Source organism: Crossiella sp. S99.2 (assembly GCF_023094165.1).
GTDB lineage: Bacteria > Actinomycetota > Actinomycetes > Mycobacteriales > Pseudonocardiaceae > Crossiella.
The window spans coordinates 125,614-148,541 of record NZ_JALMDK010000003.1; the positions used below are offsets into that span (position 1 = coordinate 125,614).

The 22,928-nt window shown below is 72.0% G+C and carries 21 protein-coding genes; 19 read left to right on the forward strand and 2 right to left on the reverse strand.

Translation table 11 applies throughout. The features are described 5' to 3' along the window. Positions 1-161 precede the first annotated feature (161 nt). From MZC64_RS11795 to MZC64_RS11810, 4 genes are all read left to right on the forward strand, one after another. The gene (locus MZC64_RS11795) at positions 162-1,436 is read left to right on the forward strand and encodes a DUF6801 domain-containing protein (RefSeq protein WP_247757277.1); all 1,275 of its coding nucleotides are present in this window, start codon (positions 162-164) and stop codon (positions 1,434-1,436) included. 77 nt (positions 1,437-1,513) lie between these two features. Beyond that, the gene (locus MZC64_RS11800; protein WP_247757276.1) at positions 1,514-2,152 is read left to right on the forward strand and encodes a hypothetical protein; all 639 of its coding nucleotides are present in this window, start codon (positions 1,514-1,516) and stop codon (positions 2,150-2,152) included. After that, complete coding sequence (locus MZC64_RS11805; RefSeq protein ID WP_247757275.1) at positions 2,149-3,258, forward strand: hypothetical protein; 1,110 nt, start codon at positions 2,149-2,151, stop codon at positions 3,256-3,258. The genes MZC64_RS11800 and MZC64_RS11805 overlap by 4 nt, the downstream gene beginning before the upstream one ends. 87 nt (positions 3,259-3,345) lie before the next feature. After that, complete coding sequence (locus MZC64_RS11810) at positions 3,346-3,759, forward strand: phage tail protein (protein WP_247757274.1); 414 nt, start codon at positions 3,346-3,348, stop codon at positions 3,757-3,759. A gap of 82 nt (positions 3,760-3,841) precedes the next feature. Here the strand turns inward: MZC64_RS11810 and MZC64_RS11815 are convergent, their stop codons facing one another. Then, the gene (locus MZC64_RS11815; RefSeq protein ID WP_247757273.1) at positions 3,842-5,029 is read right to left on the reverse strand and encodes a helix-turn-helix domain-containing protein; all 1,188 of its coding nucleotides are present in this window, start codon (positions 5,027-5,029) and stop codon (positions 3,842-3,844) included. Positions 5,030-5,267: 238 nt separating this feature from the next. Here MZC64_RS11815 and MZC64_RS11820 point away from each other — a divergent pair, with 238 nt between their 5' ends. The 12 genes from MZC64_RS11820 to surE all read left to right on the forward strand — a co-directional run bounded on the left by MZC64_RS11820 (position 5,268) and on the right by surE (position 17,053). After that, complete coding sequence (locus tag MZC64_RS11820; RefSeq protein ID WP_247757272.1) at positions 5,268-6,440, forward strand: lipase family protein; 1,173 nt, start codon at positions 5,268-5,270, stop codon at positions 6,438-6,440. A 48-nt stretch (positions 6,441-6,488) separates the two neighbouring features. After that, positions 6,489-7,109, forward strand: a complete 621-nt coding sequence (locus tag MZC64_RS11825) for a helix-turn-helix domain-containing protein (RefSeq protein WP_247757271.1) — start codon at positions 6,489-6,491, stop codon at positions 7,107-7,109. After that, positions 7,109-7,828 (forward strand): SRPBCC domain-containing protein, encoded by a 720-nt coding sequence (locus tag MZC64_RS11830; RefSeq protein WP_247757269.1) that lies wholly within the window; start codon positions 7,109-7,111, stop codon positions 7,826-7,828. Before MZC64_RS11825 ends, MZC64_RS11830 begins: the two co-directional genes overlap by 1 nt. 2 nt (positions 7,829-7,830) lie before the next feature. After that, on the forward strand, positions 7,831-8,607 hold the full coding sequence (locus MZC64_RS11835; protein ID WP_247757268.1) for an IclR family transcriptional regulator: 777 nt from the start codon (positions 7,831-7,833) through the stop codon (positions 8,605-8,607). A 51-nt stretch (positions 8,608-8,658) separates the two neighbouring features. Next, positions 8,659-9,834 carry a 4-hydroxybenzoate 3-monooxygenase gene (locus MZC64_RS11840; RefSeq protein ID WP_247757266.1) on the forward strand — a complete coding sequence of 392 codons (1,176 nt, stop codon included), beginning with the start codon at positions 8,659-8,661 and terminating at the stop codon, positions 9,832-9,834. Between the two features lie 33 nt (positions 9,835-9,867). Continuing rightward, positions 9,868-10,605 carry a protocatechuate 3,4-dioxygenase subunit beta gene (pcaH, locus tag MZC64_RS11845; protein WP_247757264.1) on the forward strand — a complete coding sequence of 246 codons (738 nt, stop codon included), beginning with the start codon at positions 9,868-9,870 and terminating at the stop codon, positions 10,603-10,605. Beyond that, positions 10,602-11,168 (forward strand): protocatechuate 3,4-dioxygenase subunit alpha, encoded by a 567-nt coding sequence (gene pcaG / locus MZC64_RS11850; protein ID WP_247757263.1) that lies wholly within the window; start codon positions 10,602-10,604, stop codon positions 11,166-11,168. Before pcaH ends, pcaG begins: the two co-directional genes overlap by 4 nt. Beyond that, positions 11,161-12,627: a lyase family protein gene (locus MZC64_RS11855; RefSeq protein WP_247757261.1), complete on the forward strand. Its 1,467-nt coding sequence runs from the start codon at positions 11,161-11,163 to the stop codon at positions 12,625-12,627. Before pcaG ends, MZC64_RS11855 begins: the two co-directional genes overlap by 8 nt. Continuing rightward, complete coding sequence (gene pcaD, locus MZC64_RS11860) at positions 12,624-13,400, forward strand: 3-oxoadipate enol-lactonase (protein ID WP_374205698.1); 777 nt, start codon at positions 12,624-12,626, stop codon at positions 13,398-13,400. The genes MZC64_RS11855 and pcaD overlap by 4 nt, the downstream gene beginning before the upstream one ends. After that, positions 13,393-13,773 carry a 4-carboxymuconolactone decarboxylase gene (gene pcaC, locus MZC64_RS11865; protein WP_247757260.1) on the forward strand — a complete coding sequence of 127 codons (381 nt, stop codon included), beginning with the start codon at positions 13,393-13,395 and terminating at the stop codon, positions 13,771-13,773. Before pcaD ends, pcaC begins: the two co-directional genes overlap by 8 nt. A gap of 110 nt (positions 13,774-13,883) precedes the next feature. Continuing rightward, entirely contained in the window at positions 13,884-16,175 is a 2,292-nt protein-coding gene (locus tag MZC64_RS11870; protein WP_247757258.1) for a M64 family metallopeptidase, read from the forward strand. Between the two features lie 116 nt (positions 16,176-16,291). Further along, entirely contained in the window at positions 16,292-17,053 is a 762-nt protein-coding gene (surE, locus tag MZC64_RS11875) for a 5'/3'-nucleotidase SurE (RefSeq protein ID WP_247757256.1), read from the forward strand. Here the strand turns inward: surE and MZC64_RS11880 are convergent. Further along, the gene (locus MZC64_RS11880) at positions 17,033-20,029 is read right to left on the reverse strand and encodes a BTAD domain-containing putative transcriptional regulator (RefSeq protein WP_308300990.1); all 2,997 of its coding nucleotides are present in this window, start codon (positions 20,027-20,029) and stop codon (positions 17,033-17,035) included. The two genes, surE and MZC64_RS11880, sit on opposite strands and share 21 nt — an antisense overlap. A 48-nt stretch (positions 20,030-20,077) precedes the next feature. Between MZC64_RS11880 and MZC64_RS11890 the strand changes: the two genes are divergently transcribed. The 3 genes from MZC64_RS11890 to MZC64_RS11900 are packed head-to-tail and all read left to right on the forward strand — an operon-like array spanning position 20,078 to position 22,883. Continuing rightward, a complete protein-coding gene (locus tag MZC64_RS11890) occupies positions 20,078-21,013 on the forward strand; it encodes an NAD(P)-dependent oxidoreductase (RefSeq protein WP_374205736.1) in 936 nt (311 codons plus the stop codon). A gap of 59 nt (positions 21,014-21,072) precedes the next feature. After that, positions 21,073-22,017, forward strand: coding sequence for a zinc-binding dehydrogenase (locus MZC64_RS11895; protein WP_247757254.1), 945 nt, complete (start codon positions 21,073-21,075; stop codon positions 22,015-22,017). Then, positions 22,014-22,883, forward strand: a complete 870-nt coding sequence (locus MZC64_RS11900) for an LLM class flavin-dependent oxidoreductase (RefSeq protein WP_247757252.1) — start codon at positions 22,014-22,016, stop codon at positions 22,881-22,883. Before MZC64_RS11895 ends, MZC64_RS11900 begins: the two co-directional genes overlap by 4 nt. Positions 22,884-22,928 lie beyond the last annotated feature (45 nt).

A 22,928-nucleotide genomic window follows, 5' to 3' on the forward strand; every position in this document is an offset into this window, starting at 1 on the left:
CCCGAACGTCGGGCCTTTCTCTGATGCGCATCCGATGACAAACGTGATGATCAAGGTTTAGCGGGCGCTGACAAGAAAACGAATTCCAGAAATTGCCGCGTAACCTTGCTTCCGAGAATGGCGTTGGGTGGGGTGAGCCAATCCCGTGCGATGAGGAGTCAATGAAGATGAACAATCGCAGCAGGCTTGCCGGGGCACTGGCCACGGTGACCGTCGGGGCGATGCTGACCACGGCCGGCGTGCTGGCGGGCGCGGGCACCGGCATCGCCGCGCCCCCGGCCGAGCTGACCCTGGTGTACAGCTGCCCGTTCCCGTTGATCGGCGTGAAGGACATGTCGGTCAAGATCACCGTGACCGGTCTGCCGGAGAAGCCGGTGGCCGGTCAGCCCACCCCCGAGGTGGACGTGACCGCGGTGGCCACCGTGCCCGCTGATGCCACCGCCGGACTGAAACTGGTCTCGGCGGCCACCATCGAGGGCAAGGCGGTCGCGGACACCAAGCTGGACAACGCCGGACTCGCCCTCGACCTCAAAGTGCCGATGACCTTCCCGAAGACCCCGATCCCGGATTCGGGTCCCTTCGACGTCATCGCCAAGGGCAAGGCCCCGTCCTTCGCGCTGCCCAACCCGGGCCGCACCACGATCGACGTCGGCAACTTCCTCACCACGCTCACCCCGCTCAAGGCCGACGGCACGCCGACCGGTCTGGGCACCTTCGACTCGGCCTGCACGATCAAGGCGACCGAGCCGCCGCAGAAGACCAGGCTGTACGAGGTCGACGTGCTGCCGCCGGGTGGGACCACCACCACGACGAGCAGCGGCACCACCACCACCTCCAGCAGCACCACCAAGCCGACCAGCACCACGACCAGCCCGTCGAGCACCACGACCAGCCCGACCTCGACCTCCACCACCCCGCCGCCCGCGGACCTGGAGATCAGCTACAGCCTCAACGGCAAGTCCCACATCAAGAAGCTCAACACCCCGGTCGTGCTCGGCCCCGGTGAGTTCGCCGCCAAGGTCAACCTGACCTCCGGCGCGCTCACCGGCGACCTGTCCCTGCCCAAGACCAAGGCCAGCTTCAAGCTCTTCGGGTTCATTCCCACCGAGTCCGTGGTGGAACTGCTGCCCGTCGGCAAGACCACCGGCACCTTCACCGGCGGCGTGGTGAAGTCGAATTCCAAGGTCACCGTCCGGCTGCCCGACATCCGGATCTGGGGCATCCCGGTGGTCCTCGGCAACACCTGCCAGACCACCAAGCCGGCCGACATCGCGCTCAACTCGGGTCCGAACTTCAACCCGATGGTCGGCGGCACGCTCACCGGCGACTACGAGATCCCGGCCTTCGCCGGGTGTGGCGCCTTCATCACCGACGTGGTCAGCGCCGTGACCTCCGGTCCCGGCAACACGATCTCGCTCGACCTGAAGAAGGCGTAACCAGCCCCCGGGTGCGGACGGCGTTCGCCGCCAGCCCGTCCGCACCCGGGTCCCACCCCTGCCTGCCGGAGGCCTTGATGCGCACCATCCCCGCTCTGCTCTTACTGCTCGCGGTCACCGCGTGCAGCAGCACGCCCGCCGCCGCGCCCGGCCACCCGGACGCGCAGGCCCTGGCCAGGGCCATCAGCACCGTCGCCGACACGCAGAAGTCGGTGGCGGTCGACCTCGATCTGGGGGTGACCGGCAAGGCCGTGTGCCGCCGGGACATCACCAGCGCCCGGTGCGAACTGACCAAACCCGGTGGTCAGCCCGTGACGTACGCGTTCCTGCCCGGCGCGTCCTACGTCCGGATCCCCGATGACCACCGCGCACCGGGCGCCAAATCCTGGCTGCGGCTCACCGGCGACGGCGCCGAGCTGGCCAAACCGATGGCGGAGGTGGCCGAGCGCATCCGCGACCTGTCCGATCCGCGCAAGCTGGTCCCGGCGGGCGCCAGCCTGGCCTCGGCCAAGACCGCACCCGAAGGTGTGCGCTACGAGGTTGCCGTGCCGGCTGGGCACAGTGTCCTGTTGTCGGTGGACGGCAATGACCGGCCGGTGCGGGCCTCGATCGGCGCTGTCTCGGCGGACTTCCACGACTGGGGTGCCCCGGTTGTGGTGGACCCGCCAACGCCCGACCAGCTGGCCGAGTTCCCCAAGCTCCCGGCCCCGAAATGAGCCCCGGCCCCGCGCCGCACACCTGGCGGTGGCGGTTGACCGGACTCGCCACCGTGCTGGCCACCACGGCCGTGGTGATCACCGCCGGGGCCGCACCCGCCGACCAGAACCCGCCACGCAGTCCCGATCCGGCCGCGAGCGGCGCCGGTCAGGCAAGTCCCTGCCCGACCGGCGCCGCCACCCCGGCCCCACAACGCCGGGCACCACTGCCCGGTGACCGGTCGGCGGCTCGGTCCGCCATCGAGCCGCCGGCCGACCGCAAGGCCGCGCCGATCCCGGGGTCTCCGACGACTCCGGGATCGGCGCAGGCACCCCCCGCCGGTCCGCCGGAGGCTGGATCGCGCGCCGCGATCCAGCCCCAGGTCCTGGCTCAGCCGGGTGCCACCGACCCGGACCCCGCCACCACCAGCGCCACCACGTCCGCGCAGACCAGCCCCAGCCCCAGCCCCACCCCGTCCAGCCCGCCACCCACGAGCCACCTCTCGCCGCCCCCGACCACCCGGCCCAGCCCGAGCCCCGGCCCGTCCACCAGCCCAGCGCCCTGCCCGGCCCCGCCCCCGCTGATCCCCGGCGCCGCCCCGGACGCCGAGATCGAACTCCGCCACGACGTCCGCACCACCGCCACCATCCGCAAACTCCGCTCCGAGGTCACCACCACCCCCGGCCTCATGAACACCACCGTGAACCTCGGCACCGGCAAGCTCTCCGGCACCCTGGCCATCCCGCCGACCAGGTCGTACTTCATCGTGCTCGGCTTCGTCCCGCACACCGCCACCCTCGAGTTCGAGCCCGACGGCCCCGCCACCGGCACCCTCCCCGGCGGCAAACTCGACATCACCGTGCCGCTGCGCATCCGGCTGCGGGACGTCCGCCAGGACACCGTGCCGGTGGAGGTCGGCGCGCACTGCCGGACCAGCGCGCCCGCGGTGTTCCGGCTCCTCGGCGAGCTGCCGATCCTGCCGAACACCGACTACCGCTACACCTCGGTCTTCGAAATCCCGCCGTTCACCGGCTGCGGCGTCCGGGAAGACCTGAGTCCGCTGTTCACCGGCCTGGTCGCCGGGCCGGACAACCGGGTGATCACCACATTGCGGTTGCGTCCGTGACGCCGGTTTGTGCGCCACGTCACGGCGGCGTCACGCAGCGTCGTCGCATGCTGGGGCCTGATCTTCTTCCAGGTGAGAGGGCTCCCCATGCGCACGTCGGCCGAACTGACCACCAGGCGTCCCCCGATGCCGTCCTATCGGTTCCGGGTGGCGGTGGAGGGCGACGTCATGGCGTTCGTCCGGGTCACTGGCCTGCAGACCGGGCGCGAACCGATCGGCGCACGCAGGCACAACGTCGATTTCACCCTGACCCGAGGGGTCTGCGCGGCACGCGGTGAGCTGTGGGACTGGCTGGGCTCGGCCTGGGGCGACCGGGTCGCCGAGCGGGACCTGGCGATCAGCCTGACCAACGATCCGGGCCCCGAGCTGCTGGTCACCTGGCGGGTGCGCAGCGCCTACCCGACCCGGATCGCCGCCCCCAGCTTCGACACCCGCCACGACCAGGTCGCCATCGCCGAGCTGACCATGTGCGCGGAGTCCATGAGCGTCGAGTACCACTGACCCGCCCGCCCAGTTGGCCCAACTCGTACGCCAAGTTGGCCACACTGGGCGTACGAGTTGGCCCAAGTGGGCGGGCCGGCGGTCACGGACTCGGGTGCAGGAGGCGCTCCGCGCGCAGGGCCAGTTCGAGGGCCAGGCGCTGGTCCGGGTCGGTGAGGCGGTCGCCGAAGAGGCGTTCCAGCTGGTGCAACCGGTAGCGCACGGTCTGCGGGTGCACGTCCAGGTCGGCGGCGATCTCCAGGGCGTTGCGGCGACTGCTCAGCCAGGCCAGCAGGGTGTCGGCCAGGCGGCGGCGCTGCTTGGGGGTGAGGTCGTCCAGGGGGGTCAGGCAGCGGCGGGCCAGTTCGCCGATGAGGAACTCGTCGGCGAACAGGCACAGCGTGGGCAGTTCGTCCGCGCACCAGGTGACCGGGCGGTCCGGCAGCAGGTCCCGCTGGAGCAGCCGCAGTGCCCGCCGCGCGCCACGCAGGGACATCGCCGCCTCGGCCAGTGGCACCGGCAGGCCGACCGCGGCCCGCCAGCCGTTGAGGTTGCGGGCCAGGTTGCGCAGGTGCCGTTCCGGGTTGGCGGTGACCAGGCAGGGCACCTCGCCCTCCAGGTCGACCAGCACCTCCGGGTCCAGCGCGGGCGGGCTGAGCGTGTGCTGGTCGCCGCGGGGCTCCAGGGCGACCGCGACCACCGAGTCCGGCATGGTCCACCGGGCCGCCTCGGCGTGCTCGACCAGGACCCGCCGGGACGGTGGCGGTTCGGTCAGGATCAGCTCCAGCAATCGCCGCCGGCGGCGCTCCCGGCTGCCCGCGGCCTGCCGCTGGGCCTCGGTGTAGCCCTCCACGGCCAGCGCGGACAGCTCCTCGACGTAGGCGAAGATCGCCTCGGCGGCCACGAACAGCAGCTCGGACGGGAAGCCCAGGTTCTGGCCGACCGCGCAGACGTGCCGCCAGGCGACCTTGCCGCCGACCCGGTAGGCGGTCTGCAAGGCATTCGCGCTGCGGCCCTCCTGGAACTCCACCCGGCCCCGGTGGCGCAGGTAGCCCGCCCATTCGTCGCTGCGGAATTGCGGGTCGCCGAGGTTGTCGATGCAGTGCAGGATGGCCTTCTCGATGGCCTCGACGATGATCGGTTCGTGCTGGCTGCCCAGCAGTGCCTCGTACTCCGGCACCGCCCGCCGGATCTCCTGGATCATGTCCGCGGTCATGCGTGCCACGTGCGGGCGGAACGGGCGGGCGAACTCCTTCGGGATGGTCGACCACAGTCGACTCGCCAAACGCATACCGTGTATTAGCCGAGTATCCGGCATTTCTGTCAAATGTGAACATTTCTCTGTCAGGCGACGTCGCCTGTTCGTGTGAGGTCGTCGTGTGCAGGTGCGCGTTTCCGGAACCGGTTTTTGTGAGCCGGTGACAAAGAATAGTACTTCGGGCGTACCGGGCTGAGTGGTAGTTTTGCGGGGTCGGCCAGCTGGCCAATTCCCTGTTTTCAGTCTAGTCGTGCGGCTCGGAGGTCGAGCGATGTCACGTTCCATTCGCCGTGTCCTGCTGGCGTTGTCCGGCGCCCTGCTGGTGGCGGCACTGCTGCCGTCGCCGGTGGCGCTCGCGGACAGTTTCTACCAGCCGCCGGACCCGTTGCCCGCCGGCGCGCCCGGCGACCTGGTGCGCTCCCGGGTCTCGGACAACCCGCCCAGCCGGGACAAGGCCAAGGCCTGGCAGGTGATGTACCTGTCCACCAACGCCCTCGGGCAGCGGCACGCGGTGACCGGCACGGTGCTGGTGCCCAAGAACGTCGACCCGAAGACCGCGCCGGTGGTCGGCCTGGCCGTGGGCACGCACGGACCGGCCTTCCGCTGCACCCCCTCGGCGATGGTCAACGTCGGCGCGCTCTACGAACAGCCCGCGGTGAACGACCTGCTGGCTCGCGGCTACGCGGTCGCGATCACCGACTACGAGGGCTACACGCCCGAACCGCGCACCACCTACATCGTCGGGCGCTCCATGGGCGCCGCGGTGATCGACGTGGTCCGGGCCGCACTGCGACTGCCCGCGGCCGGGTTGTCGGCCAGGGCCAAGGTCGCCTTCCGCGGCTACTCCCAGGGTGGCGGCGCGGCCATGTGGGCGGGGGAGACCCAGCCGAGTTACGCGCCGGAGCTGAACCTGGTCGGCGTGGTCGGCGGCGGCGTGCCCGCGGACCTGATCCAGGTGGCGCTGCCTCTGGAGGGCAAGCCCGGCTACGGCGTGCTCGCCTACGCGCTGATGGGCCTGGACCAGGCATACCCGGAGCTGAAGCTCAACGACTACCTCAATGACAAGGGGCGCACCGAGTTCGCCCGGATGCGGCGCGAGGCTTGCACCTTCGAACTGCTTACCTGGTATCCGAAGGGCAAGCTCAGCGAGCACACCACCAGCAGTCCGGTGCTGACCCCGCAGTGGCTGGCCAGGGTCCGGGAGAACAAGCTCGGCACGAAGAAGATCCCGGCGCCGGTGTTCCAGTACCACGCCGACAACGACGAACTGGTGCACCAGCCGCAGGCCAAGGAGCTGTTCGCGGACTACTGCCGGCTCGGCGTCAACGCGCGCTGGCAGGGCTATCCCAGTGACCACATCACCCTGGTCTACACCGGCAACGAGGCCGCGCACCGCTTCCTCGCCGACCGCTTCGCCGGGGTGCCCGCCACCTCCGGGTGCTGATCATCCGGGAGCCTTGACAAAAAAATTTGTCCAAGCCAGTATTGCCGCATGCTTGAGGTAGCGGTGATCGAGGACGCGGCCGCGGCGGAGATCTCATTGGATCCGCTGCGATCGCGTCTGCTTGCCGAACTCGTCGAGCCTGGTTCGGCCAGCACCCTGGCCGCCCGGGTCGGCATCCCGCGGCAGAAAGTCAACTACCACCTGCGTGAGCTGGAGAAACACGGCCTGGTGGAGCTGGTCGAGGAACGGCGCAAGGGCAACTTCACCGAGCGGGTGCTGCGGGCCACCGCCGCCTCCTACGTGATCTCGCCCGACGCCCTGTCCGCGGTGCAGCCCGATCCGGCCCGCGCGCCGGACCAGCTGTCCGCGCGCTGGTTGCTGGCCCTGGCCGCCCGCCTCGTGCGCGACGTCGGCAGGCTCATCACCGGCAGCCGCAAGGCCGGGAAACCCCTGGCGACCTTCGCCCTCGACGGCGAGATCCGCTTCGCCTCCGCCACCGATCGGGCTGCTTTCGCCCGGGAACTGGCCGCTGCGGTGGCCGGGCTGGTGGGCAAGTACCACGATGAGACCGCGGCGGGCGGCCGGGCCCACCGGGTGCTGGTGGCCGTGCACCCGAGCGTCCAGCCGGTGCTGGATCCCCCTGACAACAACACTGACAAGGAGTCGTAATGGGCCGGAAGTTCGAGCTGCGCAAGGAAGTCGAGCTGGCGGCCACGCCGCAGCAGGTGTGGGACGCGATCTCCACCGGACCCGGCCTGGAAGCCTGGTTCATGTCCCAGCCCGCGCCGGAGGAGGGCGCCTGCGAGGTCTGGCAGCCGGGCGAACACCTGTCGATCACCACGCCCGCGGGACCGGACGGCTCCTTTCACGCCTTCGAGTACCTGATCGAGGCCAGGGACGGCGGCAGCACCGTGCTCCGCTTCGTGCACAGCGGCTTCCTCAGCGATGACTGGGGCGCGGAGTTCGAGGGCATGACCGCCCGCGGCTGGGACATGTACCTGCACACCCTCGCGCTGTACCTCGCGCACTTCGCCGGCAGGCCCGCGGTCTACGTCACCGCGGAGGGTCCGGAGGCCACCGCCAAACCCGAGGCGTGGGCGGTGCTGCTGCGCGGCCTCGGCCTGGACCACAACCCCGCCCTGGGCGAGCGGGTGCGCCTCACACCCGAAGGCCTGCCCGCCATCGACGGCGAGGTGGACTGGTTCGAGGGCGAGGACAGCCCCTTCCTCGCGGTGCGCACCGCGGACGCGCTCTACCGCTTCCACGGCCGCGCCCCGCTCGGCATGACCATCGCGGTCGGCCACCACTTCTACGTCCCGGCCGAACAGCCCGCCACCAACGAGGCCTGGCGGGTCTGGCTGCACGGGCTTTACCCCGACCAGGGCTGAGCATGGCCAACTCGCCCGCCGGGGAATCGGTGCTGGCGCGGGTGGTGCGCATCTTCGAGACCTTCGGCACGGACACCCCGGCGCTGCGGGTCTCGGAGATCGCCCGCCGCGCCGGGCTGCCCGTGCCCACCGCCTCCCGCCTGATCGAGGAGCTGGTGGGACACGGCTGGCTGCACCGCGAACCCGACCGCAGCGTGCGGCTGGGCCTGCGGATCTGGGAGCTGGCCTCCCGGGCCTCGCCCGCGCTGAACCTGCGCGAGGCGGCCATGCCGTTCATGGAGGACCTGCAAGCCGTGGTCGGCCACCACACCCAGCTCGGCGTGCTCGAAGGCCGCGAGGTGCTGTTCCTGGAACGGCTGTCCGCGCCGGGCGCGGTGGACAACGTCATCCGGATCGCCGGGCGGCTGCCACTGCACGTCAACTCGGCCGGGCTGGTGCTGCTCGCGCACGCCCCGGTCGAACTGCAGGAATCCGTGCTGGCTGGCCCGCTGCGCGCCTACACCCGGCGCACCATCACCGATCCCGGCCGGCTGCGGGCTTTTCTGGCCGATGTCCGGCGCGGCGGATTCGCGCTCTGCCGCGGGTTCATCGACGACGGCGTCACCGGCATCGCCGCCCCGGTGCGCGGTCCGGACAACGAGGTGGCCGCCGCGCTCGCGGTGATCGTGCCCGACGACGCCCAGGTCGCAGGCCACCTGCCCGCGCTGCGCACCGCCGCCCGGGGGATATCCCGAGCCCTCGGCGCGCCACTAGTGTCTCATTCAATGAAAGTGAGGTAGCTCCGCGCTGGTCGCGGCGGTCAAGGTGCGTCCACGGAGAAAGGGGAGTGGATGCGCACCCAGGTGGTCATCATCGGCGCCGGGCCCGCCGGGCTGCTGCTCTCGCACCTGCTCGGGCTGGACGACGTCGACTCGGTGCTGATCGAACGCCAGAGCGCCGAACACGTGCAGTCCCGCATCCGCGCCGGGATCCTGGAAGCGGGCACCGTCGAGGTGCTGCGCGAGGCCGGAGTGGGCGAGCGACTGGGTGCGGAAGCCTTGCGGCACCGCGGGATCTACCTCCAGTGGCCCGGCCATCGCGAGCACGTGGACTTCGTCGACCTGATCGGCCGCTCGGTGTCGGTGTACGGGCAGACCGAGGTCACCAAGGACCTGATGGCCGCCCGCGCACGCGCCGACCGGCCGGTGTTCTATGGGGCCAGCCAGGTCGAACTGCACGAGGTGGACACCGATCGGCCGTATGTCACCTTCGTCGACGCCGACGGGCAGCCGCGCCGGGTCGAGGCGCGGGTCATCGCGGGCTGCGACGGCCACCACGGCCCCAGCCGTCAGGCCCTGCCCGCGTCGCTGCGCCAGACCTGGACCCGGGACTACCCGTTCGCCTGGCTCGGCGTGCTCGCCGAGGTGCCGCCGTCCACCGACGAGCTGATCTACGCCTGGCACCGGGACGGATTCGCCATGCACAGCATGCGATCCAGCACCATCAGCCGGTTCTACCTCCAGGTCCGGCCCGGCGAGGACCCGGCGGAATGGCCGGACGAACGGATCTGGACCGCGCTGGCCACCCGGCTCGGCGCGCAGGACGGCGGCTGGCAGCTCACCACCGGGCCGATCACCGAGAAAAGCGTGCTGCCCATGCGCAGTTTTGTCGCCACCCCGCTCCGGCACGGCAGGCTCTTCCTGGCAGGCGACGCCGGGCACATCGTGCCGCCCACCGGCGCCAAGGGCCTCAACCTGGCCGTGGCCGACGTGGTGCTGCTGCACCGCGCGCTGGTTTCCTGGCTCCTGGACGGCAAACCGGAGCTGGCCGAGTCCTATTCGGACACCGCGCTGCGCCGGGTCTGGCGGTGCACGCACTTCTCCTGGTGGATGACCACCATGCTGCACCGGCACGGCGACGACTTCGACGCCCGCCTGCAACTCGCCCAGCTCGACGCGGTGCGCAGCTCCACCGCCGCGGCCACCGAGCTGGCCCAGAACTACGCCGGTCTGCCGATCGGCTGCTGAGGTCAGAAGTCGCTGAAGTCAGAAGGGGAGACGATGTCGACGACCGAAGGGCACCGGCTCGCGCTGCCGCGCTACCACCGGGACCCACCAGGCACCCATCCACCGCTGGACAGCCCGGCCTACGGGTCCACCGCGCTCCGCCACCCGAAGCAACCCCTTGTTGTTCTACCACACCGGCTGACCGAGGTGACCGGACCGCTGCTCGGCCCCGGCCGGATCGGCCCCCTGGACAACGACCTCACCCGCCAGCACCCCGGCGAACCGCACGGGCAGCGGATCATCGTGCACGGCCGCCTGCTCGACGGCAACGGCAAACCGGTGCGCAATTCCCTGGTGGAGCTGTGGCAGGCCAACGCGGCGGGGCGGTACAAGCACGTGCGTGACCGCTGGCCCGCCCCGGTCGACCCCAACTTCGACGGCACCGGCCGCACCCTCACCGACGACGAGGGCCGCTACGAGTTCACCACGATCAAACCCGGCGCGTACCCGTGGCAGAACCACGACAACGCCTGGCGTCCCGCGCACATCCACTTCTCCGTCTTCGGCGCCGCGTTCACCCAGCGCCTGGTCACCCAGATGTACTTCCCGGACGATCCGCTCTCCGCCCAGGACCCCATCTTCAACTCCGTGCCCGACCCGAAGGCCAGGCAACGCATGATCTCCCGCTTCGACCTGGACCGCACCCAGCCGAACTGGGCCCTGGCCTTCGAGTTCGACATCGTGTTGCGCGGCAACGACTCCTCGGTCTTCGAGGACGAGGAGGACGAATGAGCACCCCCTCGCAAACCGTCGGCCCCTACCTCGCGCTGGGTCTGGAATGGACGGACGGCCCGGACGTGGTGGCACCGAGTATGCCTGATGCGGTATGGTTGCGTGGCACGGTGCGGGACGGCGCGGGCGAGCCGGTCCCGGACGCGGTGGTGGAAACCTGGCAGGCCGACGCCGACGGACGTTTCAACCATCCGGCAGATCCGCGCGGAGCCGTTGCGGCGCCAGGGTTTCGCGGATTCGGCCGGTGCACGACCAACGCCGAGGGCGACTACGGTGTGCGCACCGTGGTGCCGGGTGCGGTACCCGTCGAGGTGGGATCGGCTGAGCAAGGGCAGGCTCAGGCGCCGCACATCGACATCTCGGTGCTGGCCCGCGGTTTGCTGCACCGGGTGGTGACGCGCGTGTACTTCCCGGAGCATGCCGAGCAACACCAGTCCGACCCCGTCCTGCGCACGGTTCCGCAAGATCGGCGAGCCACGCTGATCGCCGCGCGCACCGAGGACGGCTACCGGTTCGACATCCGCCTGCAGGGCGACCAGGAGACCGTGTTCTTCGATGTCTGACCTGTTCGACCCGCTCTCCGCCGCCGGCCCGGTCCGAGCCGCGGTCGAGGACCAAGCCTGGCTGCACGCCATGCTCGACTTCGAACGCGCCCTCGCCCAGGCCCAGTCCGAAGCCGGTCTGCTGGCCCCGGAGCACGCCAAAGCCATTGCGGCAGCCTGTGATCCGGCCCGCTACGACCCGGCCGGGATCGGCGCGGCGGCGACTGGCGTCGGCAACCCGGCCGCACCACTGGTCCGCGCCCTCACCGCCGAGGTGGGCGGTGAGGCGGCCCGGTACGTGCACCTGGGCGCGACCAGCCAGGACGTGCTGGACACCGCGTCCATGCTGGTGCTGCGTGGCGCGGCCGGCGAGCTGTTGTCCATTGTGGACAGAGCGGGCGCGCGGGCGGCGGAGTTGGCGGCGCGGTACCGGGACACGCCGCAGGCCGGGCGGACGCTGGGGCAGCAGGCGTTGCCGGTGACCTTCGGGCTGACGGCGGCGGGGTGGCTGTCCGCGCTGACGGCTGCCCGGGAACGGTTGCGCGGGTTGCGGTTCGCGGTGCAGCTGGGCGGGGCGGCGGGGACCCTGGCCTCGCTGGCGGAGGTTGGCCAGACGGGACTCGCGAGGCCCACGGCGACCGCTGCCGCGACCACCGATCCGGCGGCGACCACCGATCCGGCGGCGAGTGCTGGCTGGGCGACGACCGCTGGGTCGTCAGTGCCCGCTGGCCCAACCCCACCCACCGGCCCGGCAGTGCTCGCCGCCCTGGCCCGAGTGCTCGACCTCGACGAACCCGCCCTCCCCTGGCACACCGAGCGATCCCGCGTCACCACCATCGCCGCCGCCCTCGGCGACCTCGCGGGCGCGGTGGCCGGCATCGCCCGCACCATCACCCTGCTCGCCCAGACCGAGATCGGCGAGGTCCACGAGGACGGCCCACCGGGCAGCGGTGGCTCATCCACCTTGCCACACAAGCACAACCCGGTGGCCGCCGTACTCGCCGCCGGCGCCGCCGCCCAGGCCCCGGGACTGGTGGGGACGTTGTTCTCGGTGCGGGCGCAGGAGTATCAGCGGGCCGCTGGGCATTGGCATGCCGAGTGGCGACCCCTGTCCGAACTGGTCCGGGTGACCGGAGCCGCGGCGCACTGGCTGGCGGAGAGCCTGGACCGGTTGCGGGTGGATCCCGAGCGGATGCGGGCGAACCTGGACTGCACCGGGGGAGTGCTGCTGGCCGAACGGGTCACGGCCGCGCTGACCGGGCGGGTGGGACGACTGGTCGCGCATGACGTGGTCGGCTGGTGTGCGCGGCGGGCGGTGGCGGGGGAGGATTTTGCCGCGGTGCTCGGCGCGGATCCGGTGGTGGCGGCACAGCTGTCGCGGCAGCGGATCGTGGAATTGCTGGACCCGGCGGGCTATCTGGGCAGCGCCGGGGTATTCGTCGATCGCGCGCTGGCCGCGTGGCACGAGGAGGTCAGGTGACGATCCTTCCCGCGTACGTGGTGGACGGGCCCGCGGACGGGACACCCGTGGTGCTGTCCGGTTCGCTCGGCAGCGATCACCGCATGTGGCGACCGCAGGCGAGTGCGCTGGCCGCGGCCGGGTACCGGGTCATCTCCTATGACCACCGCGGGCACGGGGCCTCGCTGACCCCGCCGGGGCCCTATGAAATGGGAGACCTGGCCGCCGACGCGGCGGCGTTGCTGGACGAGCTGGACCTCCCGGACGCGCACTTCGCCGGGCTGTCCCTGGGCGGGATGGTCGGCATGTGGCTGGCCGCGCACCGGCCGGACCGGGTGCGTGGCCTGGTGCTGTGCTGCACCTCGGCCGATCTCAACCCCCGATCGGGGTGGGCGGACCGGGCGCGCCTGGTCCGCGCCGAAGGCACCGGTGCGGTCGCCGAGGCGGTGGTCAGCCGCTGGCTCACCCCTGCCCACGCCCAGCGGGAGCCGGAGTTCGCCGCGGAGTTGCGCGGGATGGTCGCCGCGACCCCCGCCGAGGGGTACGCGGCCTGCTGCGGGGCGATCGAGCGGATGGACCTGCTCCCGCTGCTGCCTGCGATCAGCGCGCCGACCCTGGTGATCTCCGGCGCCGAGGACCCTGCCACCCCGCCCGACCACGGCCGGCTGATCGCGGACCGAATCCCCGGCGCCCGGTTCGCCCTGGTCGAGCAGGCCGCGCACCTGGGCAGCGTGGAGCAGCCCGCGGAATTCACCCGACTCATCCTGGACCACCTGGGAGCACTCGATGTCTGACGAGCAGTACGCCGAAGGCATGCGGGTGCGGCGGGAGGTGCTCGGCGACGCGCACGTGGACCGCGCGGTGGCCGACACAACCGAGTTCACCGCGCCCTTCCAGGACTACATCACCCGCGCCGCCTGGGGCTCGGTGTGGACCAGGGACGGTCTGGACCGGCGGACCCGCAGCTGCCTTACCCTGGCCCTGCTCACCGCCCTCGGCCAGCATGAGGAACTGGCCATGCACGTGCGCGCGGCCGTGCGCAACGGCCTGTCCGCGGCCGAGATCGGCGAGGTGCTGCTGCACACCGGGGTCTACGCCGGGGTGCCCGCGGCCAACGCCGCCTACGCCGTGGCGCAACGGGTGCTCACCGAGCTGGGCGAGCTGTGACGCCTGGCTGATCCGCGCTGGTCCAGGTGGCCTACTTGGCCAAAAACAGTTCAACACTGGCGACGGGCGGCACTGCTGAGCCGGGGCCGGGGCGTTCTAGGCTGCCGACCATGGTGAGACGAACCGCCGCGCTGCTGGGCGCGCTGGCCCTGGCCGCGAGTGTGTTGCTGGCCGCCGGTCCGGCCCAGGCCGATCCCGCCGCGCCGCCGGGAACCGTGGTGCCCGTGCAGGTCACCGGCGACCCGGCCAAGCGGTTCAACCTGGTGATCGTGCCGGACGGCTACACCAGCGCCGACCTGCCCAAGTTCCGCGAACACGTGGACAAGCACCTCAACGTGCTGTGGACGATCGAGCCGTTCAAGTCCTACCGCAGCTACCTCAACGTCTACACGGTGGAGATCGCCTCCCCGGAGTCCGGCGTCAGCTGCGATCCGGACATCAGCTCGCCGCGCCGCAACACCCCGCTGCGGATGGGTTTCTGGGGCGGCTGCAACCCCAGCGGCGTGCGCCGCCTGCTCACCGTGGACAGCACCGCGGTGGTCAACTACGCCAACCTGGTGCCCGGCACCACCGCTGCCAACCGGCAGATCCTGGCCATCGCCAACAGCGACACCTACGGCGGCGCGGGCGGCACCTACGCCACCGCCTCTGGGGGCAACGCGCTGTCCGCGCTGATCACCCCGCACGAGCTGGGCCACTCCCTTGGCGGGCTGCAGGACGAGTACGACTACCTCAACCGCGGCGTGCGCGGCGGCGCCTACACCGGCGGCGAACCCGACTCGGTGCACCACTCCCTGCTCACCGAAGCGCAGATGCGGGACCAGAAGAAGAAGTGGTGGCGCTGGCTCGGCGAGCCCAGCGAGTCCGGCGGCATGATCGGCCGGTTCGAGGCCGGGATGTATGCCAGCACCGGCGTGTGGCGGCCCAGCAAGCACTCGATGATGAAGACCCTGGGCTACTACTTCGACCAGCCCACCAGGGAACGCATGGTCGAACGCCTCTCCGGCAAGACCAGCATCCTGCAGGACAGCACCCCGAACACCGCACCCATCGGCGCGGACCGCGTGGTGTGGGCCGAACCCCTGCACCCGGTCAGCCACAGCCTCACCGTCACCTGGACCCTGGACGGCACACCGTTGTCCACCAACGGCTCCCGTTCGGTCGACCTGACCAAGCAGAACCTGACCCCCGGCCGCCACACCCTCCTCGCCACGGTCACCGACCCCACCGAGTTCGTCCGCGACCCGGCCATCCGCGCCTCCGCCGCGCTGACCCGCACCCGCACCTGGACGATCGACACCAGCCTCACCACCCCGCGCCCGAACGTCCCCGCCGACTTCCTCGCACACACCCCTACCAACCGTCCGGTAGGCGGCGGTGACGTGGTCTACGTGCAAACCACCCGCCCCGCCGCCCAGGAACCCCCGGTCACCTGGACCCTGGACGGCCGCCAGGTGAGCACCGCCGTCGACAACCGCGACCTCAACCTCAAGTCCCTCAAACTCACCCCGGGACGCCACACCCTCACCGCCACCACCGGCGCGGCCACCCGCACCTGGACCGTCGACGCCCAGGCCCCGGCCACCAGCTTCGAGCTGTCCAAACCCCTGCTGACCAGGACCTCCCCGACCGGTGATCCGGAGTACGTGTTCAACGCGCCGTTCACCATGCGCCTGAAGGCCACCGACGACACCCAGGGCTTCGTGGTCCCGGAATTCCGCACCAACGGCGACGGTTGGTACAACTACTTCGGCTGGCCCACCGACGCCAGCGCCCCGTTCCGGTTCACCCCCAACGGCACCAACATCGACGACCTGATCTACGGCAAACTCGGCACCCCCAGGCTGTCTCCCTGGGACAATGTGCCCCCCGGCTACGGCCGCCACACCATCGACTACCGGGCCATCGACCCCGCGGGCAACACCGGTACCCCCGGCCGCTTCGCCGTCACCCTGCTCCGCGAACCCCCGGCCTGCACCACCACGATCACCGGCCGGCACACCGGCCCCCTGGTCGTGAACACCGGCGTCACCTGCCTGAACGCTGCCACCGTCACCGGCCCACTCACGGTCAGCCCCGGCGCCACGCTGGTCGCCACCGAGTCGACGATCACCGGCCCGGTCCGTACCGACCGAGCGGTCGGCGTGCACCTGCTGAACTCCACCATCGTCGGCCCCACCGCGCTGACCGGCACCACCGGCGATGTGACCGTGGTCGGCGGCCGGATCGTGGGCGCGCTGCGGGTCTCGGACTCCACGGCGACCGATCGTGGGCCGGTGCTCGCGGGTGTGGCGGTCACCGGGCCGGTGCAGTGCCGGGGCAACGCGACCGCTCCGGACAACCTGGGCGCGCCGATCACCGGGTCCGGTCCGGCCACCGGTCAGTGCGCGGTGCTGCGGTAACCGGCGGCGGAACGGGGGCGGGTGGCGAGGCCGCCGCCACGCCCCCGCATTGCCACCCAGCCCACCCTTCGGCAAGGTGAGGTGCGAGGAGCATCTCCGGCGATGAAGGGCAGCTCATGACCACGCAGCTCGCACTGATCACCAACGACGACGGCATCCTCGCCCCCGGACTCGCCGCGCTGGCGGGTCTGGCCGACCGGACGGGGCTGACCACCGTGGTCGCCGCCCCCGCCACCGAGGCCAGCGGCACGAGTGCCGGGCTGACCGCGGCGGAGGACAAGCGGCGGGTGGCGGTGCGGCGGCGGAGCCTGGAGGGGTTGCCGGAGGTGCCTGGGTACGCGGTGGCCGGGCATCCGGGGTTGATCGCGTTGCTGGCGGCCAAGGGTGCGTTCGGCGGGCGGCCGGATGTGGTGTTGTCCGGAGTCAATCGCGGGGCCAATGTGGGGCGGGCGGTACTGCATTCGGGGACCGTGGGGGCGGCGCTGACCGCGGGGATCAACGGGATCCGGGCCTTGGCCGTCTCGCTGGATGTGGGGCGAGGGGTCGGCGAGCAGCACTGGGAGACCGCGGTGGAGGTGGCGGAGACGGTGCTGAAGTTGTTGTGGGAGTTGCCGCCGGGCAGTGTGCTCAACCTGAACGTGCCCAATGTCCCGGTCAGCAAGCTGGGGCCGTTGCGGCGGGCCACGCTGGCCGCGCACGGCACCGTGCAGTCCAGGGTCCGGCACCTGGACGGCGGCGGCCTGGAGCTGGTGACCGTGGAGTCCGAGGGCGCGGTCGAGGACGGCAGCGATGTCGCCTTGCTGGCGCAGGGATGTCCTACCGTGACGCCGTTGCACTCGGTGACCGAGGACGCGGGATTAGCGCTGCCCTGGGACTGAGGCGGCGATCCGGGCGGTGATCCGGTCCACGTCGCCGCGTTCGGCCGGGGGCAGTGGGGCGCCGGCGGCGGCGCGGAGCGTGGCGGCTTCGGCGAGCAGGGCCCTGGCCTGGTCGTGGTCGCCTGCCAGGGCATGGGCGCCGGCCATGCCTTCCTTGGCCAGGGCGACCGCGCGGGGATCGCCGCTGAGGTGGGCGGCGGTCAAGGACCTGGTGTGCGCGGCCAGGGCTTCGTCGGGATTGTCGCGGAGTTCGGCGATGAAGCCCAGTTCGGCGTGGGACAGGGCGATGCCGGGGGCGTAGCTGACATCCTGATGCCAGGACAGCACGCGGTGGAACAACTTGGCCGCGGTGTCCAGGTCGCCGGTGCGGCGGGCGCCCAGGGCCAGGCCGAGTTCGGCGTGGATGACGCCGGTGTGGTAGCCGTGTTCGACGGCGAGGCGGCGGGCCTGCTCGTGCCGGGCCTGGGCGCGAGAATGGTTGCCGGTCAACAGATCCAGGCGGGCCAGGCCGGTCAGCTGGTCGGCCACATCGGGCCACAGACCGTGCTCCTGGGCCAGTTCCAGGGCGGTGCCGCGCAGTTCGGCGGACCTGGGGTAGTCGCCGGTGATCTCGGCGATGGTGGACAGCGCGAAGGTGGCCTGCGAGCGGCCCCAGACCTCGCCGAGGTCGACGAAGACCGCCAGTGCCTCGGCGGCCTGCTCGGCCGCGATGCGCAGGTCGCCGCGCATGATGGTCAGGAACGAGGTTGTCGCCAGGGAGATCGCGCGCAGCCAGGGGTCCACAGTGGACACTTCGGCGAGGCGGCGGGCGCTGGCGGCCAGGTCGGCGCCGGTGTAGCCGAGGCAGAAACTCAGGAACCAGGTGGTGTCGGCGTCCACTGTGGACTGTTCGCCGGCCTGGCGGCGGAGGTCCGGGTCGGTGGCGCCCCGGCGGAGCAGAGTGATCCCGGTGAGCAGGGCGGTGACGGTGTCCCGCAACGGGTGTTCGCCGGGGACGGACAGGGCCAGGCGGAGCTGGCGTTCAGCCTCGCTGAGCCTGCCACGCAGGTACCAGTACCAGGTCTGTGCCCGGACCAGGCGGAGCGCGCGGTCGGTGTCGGCGGTGTCCACCGCGGTGTCCAGGGCCCGGCGCAGGTTGGCCGATTCCCGGTCCAGCCGGGGCAGCCATTCGCGTTGTCCGGCATCGCGCAGGCGGGCACGCTCGGCCAGGTGGAGGTAGCAGGTCAGGTGCCGGTCGCGGACTTCGGCCAGCTCGCCCGACTCGGTCAGGCGGGTGCGCGCGTAGTCGGCGATGGATTCGAGGAGCCGGTAGCGCGGCCCGTCGGCGACGACCACCAGGGAGCGATCAACCAGGCGGGCCACCAGATCCAGGACGTCTTCGAGGAGGACGGGCGGGGCGGCGCTGACCGCTTCGGCGGCGGCCAGGGTGGCGCCTTCGGCGTGCACAGCCAGGCGGCGCAACACGATCCGCTCCGGTTCGGTGAGCAGATCCCAGCTCCAGTCGATCACCGCGCGCAGCGTGCGCTGGCGCGGCGGGACCAGTCGGCCGCCAGTGGTGAGCAGCCGGAATCGATCGTCCACTCTGGACAGCAGTTCGGTCAGTCCGAGCACGCGCAGCCGGGGCGCGGCCAGTTCCAGGGCCAGCGGCAGGCTGTCCAGGCGCAGGCACAGCGCGGACAGCTGTTCCGGGGTGGCGGCGCTGAGGTCCGCGCCGGCGGCTTCGGCGCGCTGGGTGAGCAGGCGGACCGCGTCGGCCGGGGCCAGCGGCGGCACCACTTCCAGGCGTTCGCCGGGCACGCCGAGTCCTTCGCGGCTGGTGGCCAGCACCCGCAGGCCGGGCGCGGCGCGCAGCAGGTGCGCGATGAGGTCGGCGGCCGGGGCGAGGGCGTGTTCGCAGTTGTCCAGGACCAGCAACAATTGCTGGTCCAGGAGCGCCTCGGCCAGGTGCGCGGCCAGCCCGGCGCCGGAATCGTCGCGCACGTGCAGCACACCGGCGACCGATTCGGCGACCTCGGCCGCGGTGCAGGCGGTCGGGCCGGGATGGCCGGCCAGTTCGACCAGCCACACCCCGTCCGGGTACTCCGGTCCCGGCTCGGCGGCGGATAGGGCGAGGCTGGTCTTGCCGACCCCGCCCGGCCCGGTCAGCGTGACCAGGCGGTGCCGGGCGAGCAGGGCGCGGACCGCGCGGACGGTGTGCTCGCGGCCGATCAGCTCGGTGAGCGCGGCGGGCAGGTTGGTGCGGGCGCGCACCGCGACCCGCAGCCCGGGGTCCTGCCGCAGCATCGACTCGTGCAGTGCGGCCAGTTCCGGGCCGGGGTCGGCGCCGAGTTCGGTGGCCAGCCGAGTGCGCAGTTCGGCATACTCGGTGAGCGCCTCGGCCTGCCGTCCGGCCAGGTAGAGCGCGCGCAGCTGCACCGCGCGCAGCCGTTCGCGCAGCGGGTGCCGCCTTACTGGGTCGTCGATCCCGGCGAGTGCCTCGGCCACTTCACCCAGTTCCAGCCGGGTCGCGCCGAGCAGTTCGAGCGCGACCAGGCGCTGCTCCTCCAGGCGCTCGGCGACGGGGCGGGCGAAGTCCTCGTCGGCGAACTCCGCGTACGCCGGTCCCCGCCACAGTTCCAGGGCACGCACCAGCAGTTCGGCCCGTTCCCGGGGCGGGGCGTCCTGGGCGGCGGTCAGCAGCTCGGCGAACTCCGTCGCGTCCACCCCGGCGCGTAGCCGGTACCCGGCCGGTCCGGACTCGACCAGGTCCCGGCCGATCGCCCGCCGCAGCCGGGACACCTTGGTCTGCAACGCGCCCAGCGGATTCGCGGGCACCTCATCGCCCCACAGGTCCAGCACCAGGCGGTCCGCCGAGACCGCCTGTCCGCCCTGGGCGAGCAGCGCGGCCAGCAGGGCGCGCACCTTCGACTCCTGGACCGGCGCCGGTGTCCCGTCCGCCGTCCAGGCGGTCAGCGGACCGAGCACCCCGAATCGCACCCGGCAACCGTACCCGCTGGCGGTGCACCGACAGCGCATCGCCAGCGAATCGAAAGCGCAGGCAGACATGGTGATGGCACAGGCAGCAGCGATCAAGGAGTGATCATCGTGACCAGCAGCAAAACCCCGGTCAGCGTCATCGGACTCGGCCGCCTCGGCGCCGCGCTCGCCGAGGCGTTCCTGGCCGCAGGGCACCCGACCACGGTGTGGAACCGCTCGCCGGGCAAGTCCGAGCACCTCGCCGCCCAGGGCGCGACCGTGGCCGGTTCGCTGACCAAGGCGATCGAGGCCAGCCCGCTGGTGCTGACCGTCCTCGCCCACCACGGCGCGGTGCGCGAACTGCTCGACCCGGTGGTCGGCAGCCTCAGCGGCCGGACCCTGCTCAACATCAGCTCCAGCACCCCTGAGGACATCCGCAAGCTCGCCACCTGGGCGCAAGGCCATGGCGCGGACTACCTGGACGGTGCGGTGATGGCGGTGCCGCAGGCCATCGGCACCGCGGACGCCCAGGTCCTCTACAGCGGCTCCCCGGCCGCCTTCGACAGCTACGGCGAGCAGCTCGGCGTGCTCGGCGCGGCCCGGTATGTCGGCGAGGACCCCGGGGTGGCCGAGCTGTACAGCTACGCCCTGCTCAGCGCCGGGTACGGCACCCTGTTCGGCTTCCTGCACGGCACCGCGATGCTGGACTCCGCGGGCGTTCGCCCGACCGAGTTCCTCGCGCTGGCCGTGCCGTGGCTCAACGGCATGGTCGCCTTCCTCAGCGAGATCGCCAGGGAGACCGAGACCGGGGACTACAGCACCGGCGAGTCCAGCCTGGACATCAACCTGTTCGCGCTGGAGAACATCGTCGCGGCCAGCCGCACCGCGGGCGTGGACCCCGGCTTCCACGTGCCCACCGTCGACCTGGTGCGCAAGCGGATCGCGGCCGGGAACGGGCAGGAGAGCGCCTCCGGTGTGTTCGAAGTCATGCGCACCGGGGGTTGACCTCCAGTTAGGTCGAGCTTGTTGGCTGGGCAGGCCAGACCTACTGAGGGGAAACACAGATGCGTGCGGTGTGGTTACGCGAGTTCGGCGGACCCGAGGTGCTCCAGCTCGGCGACGCCCCTGATCCGGTGCCCGGCCAGGGTCAGGTGCTGATCGAGGTGGCCTACGCGAACATCACCTTCGTGGAGACCCAGTTCCGGGCCGGCGGCGACAGCCCGTTCCGGGTGGAACTGCCGGTCATCCCGGGCAACGGGGTCGGCGGCACGGTGCTGGCCACCGGCCCCAGCGTCGACCCGGACCTGGTGGGGGAGCGGGTGATCAGCAGCCTGACCGGGTCCGGTGGCTACGCCGAACTCGCGGTGGCCGCGGCCGCCACCCTGCACCGGGTCCCGGCGGAACTGCCCCTGGACAGCGCGGTCGCGCTGCTGGCCGACGGCCGGACCGCGGCGATGCTGCTGCGGGCCACCGAAGTCAAGCCGGGGGAGCGGGTCCTGGTCGAGGCGGCCGCGGGCGGGGTCGGCTCGCTGCTGGTGCAACTGGCCGTCGCGGCCGGGGCCACCGTGGTCGCGGCCGCGGGTGGCGCGCACAAGACCGAACTGGCCGCCTCGCTCGGCGCGGCCGAGGTGGCCGACTACACCGAACCCGGCTGGGCACAACGGATCGCACCGGTGGACGTGGTCTTCGACGGGGTCGGCGGCGAGATCGGCCGGGCCGCCTTCGACCTGCTCGGCCAGGGCGGCCGGATGATCAGCTACGGCCTGGCCAGCGGCGAATGGGCGGGCATCGCCGAGGAGACCGCGGCCGAACGCGGCGTCACCCTGGTGTCGTTGCGGCCCTCGCCGGAGCTGGTGCGGGAGAGCACCCGGCACGTGCTCGCCGAGGCCGCCGCCGGACGCCTGCACCCGGTGATCGGCCAGCGCTTCCCCCTCGCCGAGGCCGCCGCCGCGCACACCGCCATCGCCAACCGCGGCACCATCGGCAAGACCCTGCTGGAGGTCAAGTGAAGATCGGCGTGCAACTGCCCTCCTTCGGCGTGGATCCCTCGGCCACCGCGGCCGAGCACGCCCGGCACGCCGAGGGCCTCGGCCTGGAATCGGTGTGGACCGGCGACCACCTCATCCCCGCCCTGCCCTACCTGGACAGCACCCTGGTCCAGGCCACCGTCGCGGCGAGCACGACCAGGATCAAGCTCGGCTTCGGCGTTTTGATCCCGGCTCTGCGCGGCGCGGCCTGGGCGGCCAAGCAGATCGCCACCCTGCAACATCTCTCCGGCGACCGGCTGATCGTCGGCATCGGCACCGGCGGCGAACCACACGGTGACGCGGCCTGGCGCGCGATCGGCGTGCCCTTCGCCGACCGCGGCAAGCGCACCGACGCGATCCTGGCCGTGCTGCCTGACCTGATCGCGGGGAAGGACGCGGCCATCGACGGCGAGACCGTGCGGATGTCGCCTGGCGCCACTGTGCCGCCGCTGCTGATCGGCGGCAGCGGCCCGGCGGCGTGGCGGCGGATCGACCGGCTCGGCGCGGGCTGGTACCCGGCGTTCGTGCCGCCCTCGGTGGTGGCCGGGGGGATCCGGCAGCTCCGGGACCGCGGGATCGAGGCCCCGGTGACGGTCGGGGTCAGCGTCGGACTCGGCGCGGTCGATCCGTCGGTGGTGGCCGATCGGGTGCGTGGGCTGAGCGACTACGGGGTCAGCGAGGCCGAGGCCCGCCAGGCGATCGTGGTCGGCACGCCCGCGCAGGCCGCGGCGCAACTGGCCGCCTACGCCGAGGCCGGGGCGGAACGGGTGGTCGCGATGCCGTTCCCGGCGGACCGGTTCCAGCAGCGGGAGTTGCTGGCCGAGGCCATGCGGGAGCTGACCGGCTGACCGCCGGGCGCGGGCGAATTCGCTCGCCCGCGCCCGATCCCGGCC

What these genes read in the sequence shown, in the direction of transcription:
- MZC64_RS11805 (WP_247757275.1), top strand. Translation starts at nt 2,149, where the DNA reads ATGAGCCCCGGCCCCGCGCCGCACACCTGGCGGTGGCGGTTGACCGGA.
- MZC64_RS11830 (WP_247757269.1), top strand. Translation starts at nt 7,109, where the DNA reads ATGGGCCGGAAGTTCGAGCTGCGCAAGGAAGTCGAGCTGGCGGCCACG.
- MZC64_RS11895 (WP_247757254.1), top strand. Translation starts at nt 21,073, where the DNA reads ATGCGTGCGGTGTGGTTACGCGAGTTCGGCGGACCCGAGGTGCTCCAG.
- pcaH (WP_247757264.1), top strand. Translation starts at nt 9,868, where the DNA reads ATGTCGACGACCGAAGGGCACCGGCTCGCGCTGCCGCGCTACCACCGG.
- pcaC (WP_247757260.1), top strand. Translation starts at nt 13,393, where the DNA reads ATGTCTGACGAGCAGTACGCCGAAGGCATGCGGGTGCGGCGGGAGGTG.
- MZC64_RS11870 (WP_247757258.1), top strand. Translation starts at nt 13,884, where the DNA reads ATGGTGAGACGAACCGCCGCGCTGCTGGGCGCGCTGGCCCTGGCCGCG.
- MZC64_RS11855 (WP_247757261.1), top strand. Translation starts at nt 11,161, where the DNA reads ATGTCTGACCTGTTCGACCCGCTCTCCGCCGCCGGCCCGGTCCGAGCC.
- MZC64_RS11795 (WP_247757277.1), top strand. Translation starts at nt 162, where the DNA reads ATGAAGATGAACAATCGCAGCAGGCTTGCCGGGGCACTGGCCACGGTG.
- MZC64_RS11800 (WP_247757276.1), top strand. Translation starts at nt 1,514, where the DNA reads ATGCGCACCATCCCCGCTCTGCTCTTACTGCTCGCGGTCACCGCGTGC.
- MZC64_RS11815 (WP_247757273.1), bottom strand. Translation starts at nt 5,029, where the DNA reads ATGCGTTTGGCGAGTCGACTGTGGTCGACCATCCCGAAGGAGTTCGCC.
- surE (WP_247757256.1), top strand. Translation starts at nt 16,292, where the DNA reads ATGACCACGCAGCTCGCACTGATCACCAACGACGACGGCATCCTCGCC.
- MZC64_RS11810 (WP_247757274.1), top strand. Translation starts at nt 3,346, where the DNA reads ATGCGCACGTCGGCCGAACTGACCACCAGGCGTCCCCCGATGCCGTCC.
- MZC64_RS11835 (WP_247757268.1), top strand. Translation starts at nt 7,831, where the DNA reads ATGGCCAACTCGCCCGCCGGGGAATCGGTGCTGGCGCGGGTGGTGCGC.
- MZC64_RS11820 (WP_247757272.1), top strand. Translation starts at nt 5,268, where the DNA reads ATGTCACGTTCCATTCGCCGTGTCCTGCTGGCGTTGTCCGGCGCCCTG.
- MZC64_RS11840 (WP_247757266.1), top strand. Translation starts at nt 8,659, where the DNA reads ATGCGCACCCAGGTGGTCATCATCGGCGCCGGGCCCGCCGGGCTGCTG.
- MZC64_RS11825 (WP_247757271.1), top strand. Translation starts at nt 6,489, where the DNA reads ATGCTTGAGGTAGCGGTGATCGAGGACGCGGCCGCGGCGGAGATCTCA.
- pcaG (WP_247757263.1), top strand. Translation starts at nt 10,602, where the DNA reads ATGAGCACCCCCTCGCAAACCGTCGGCCCCTACCTCGCGCTGGGTCTG.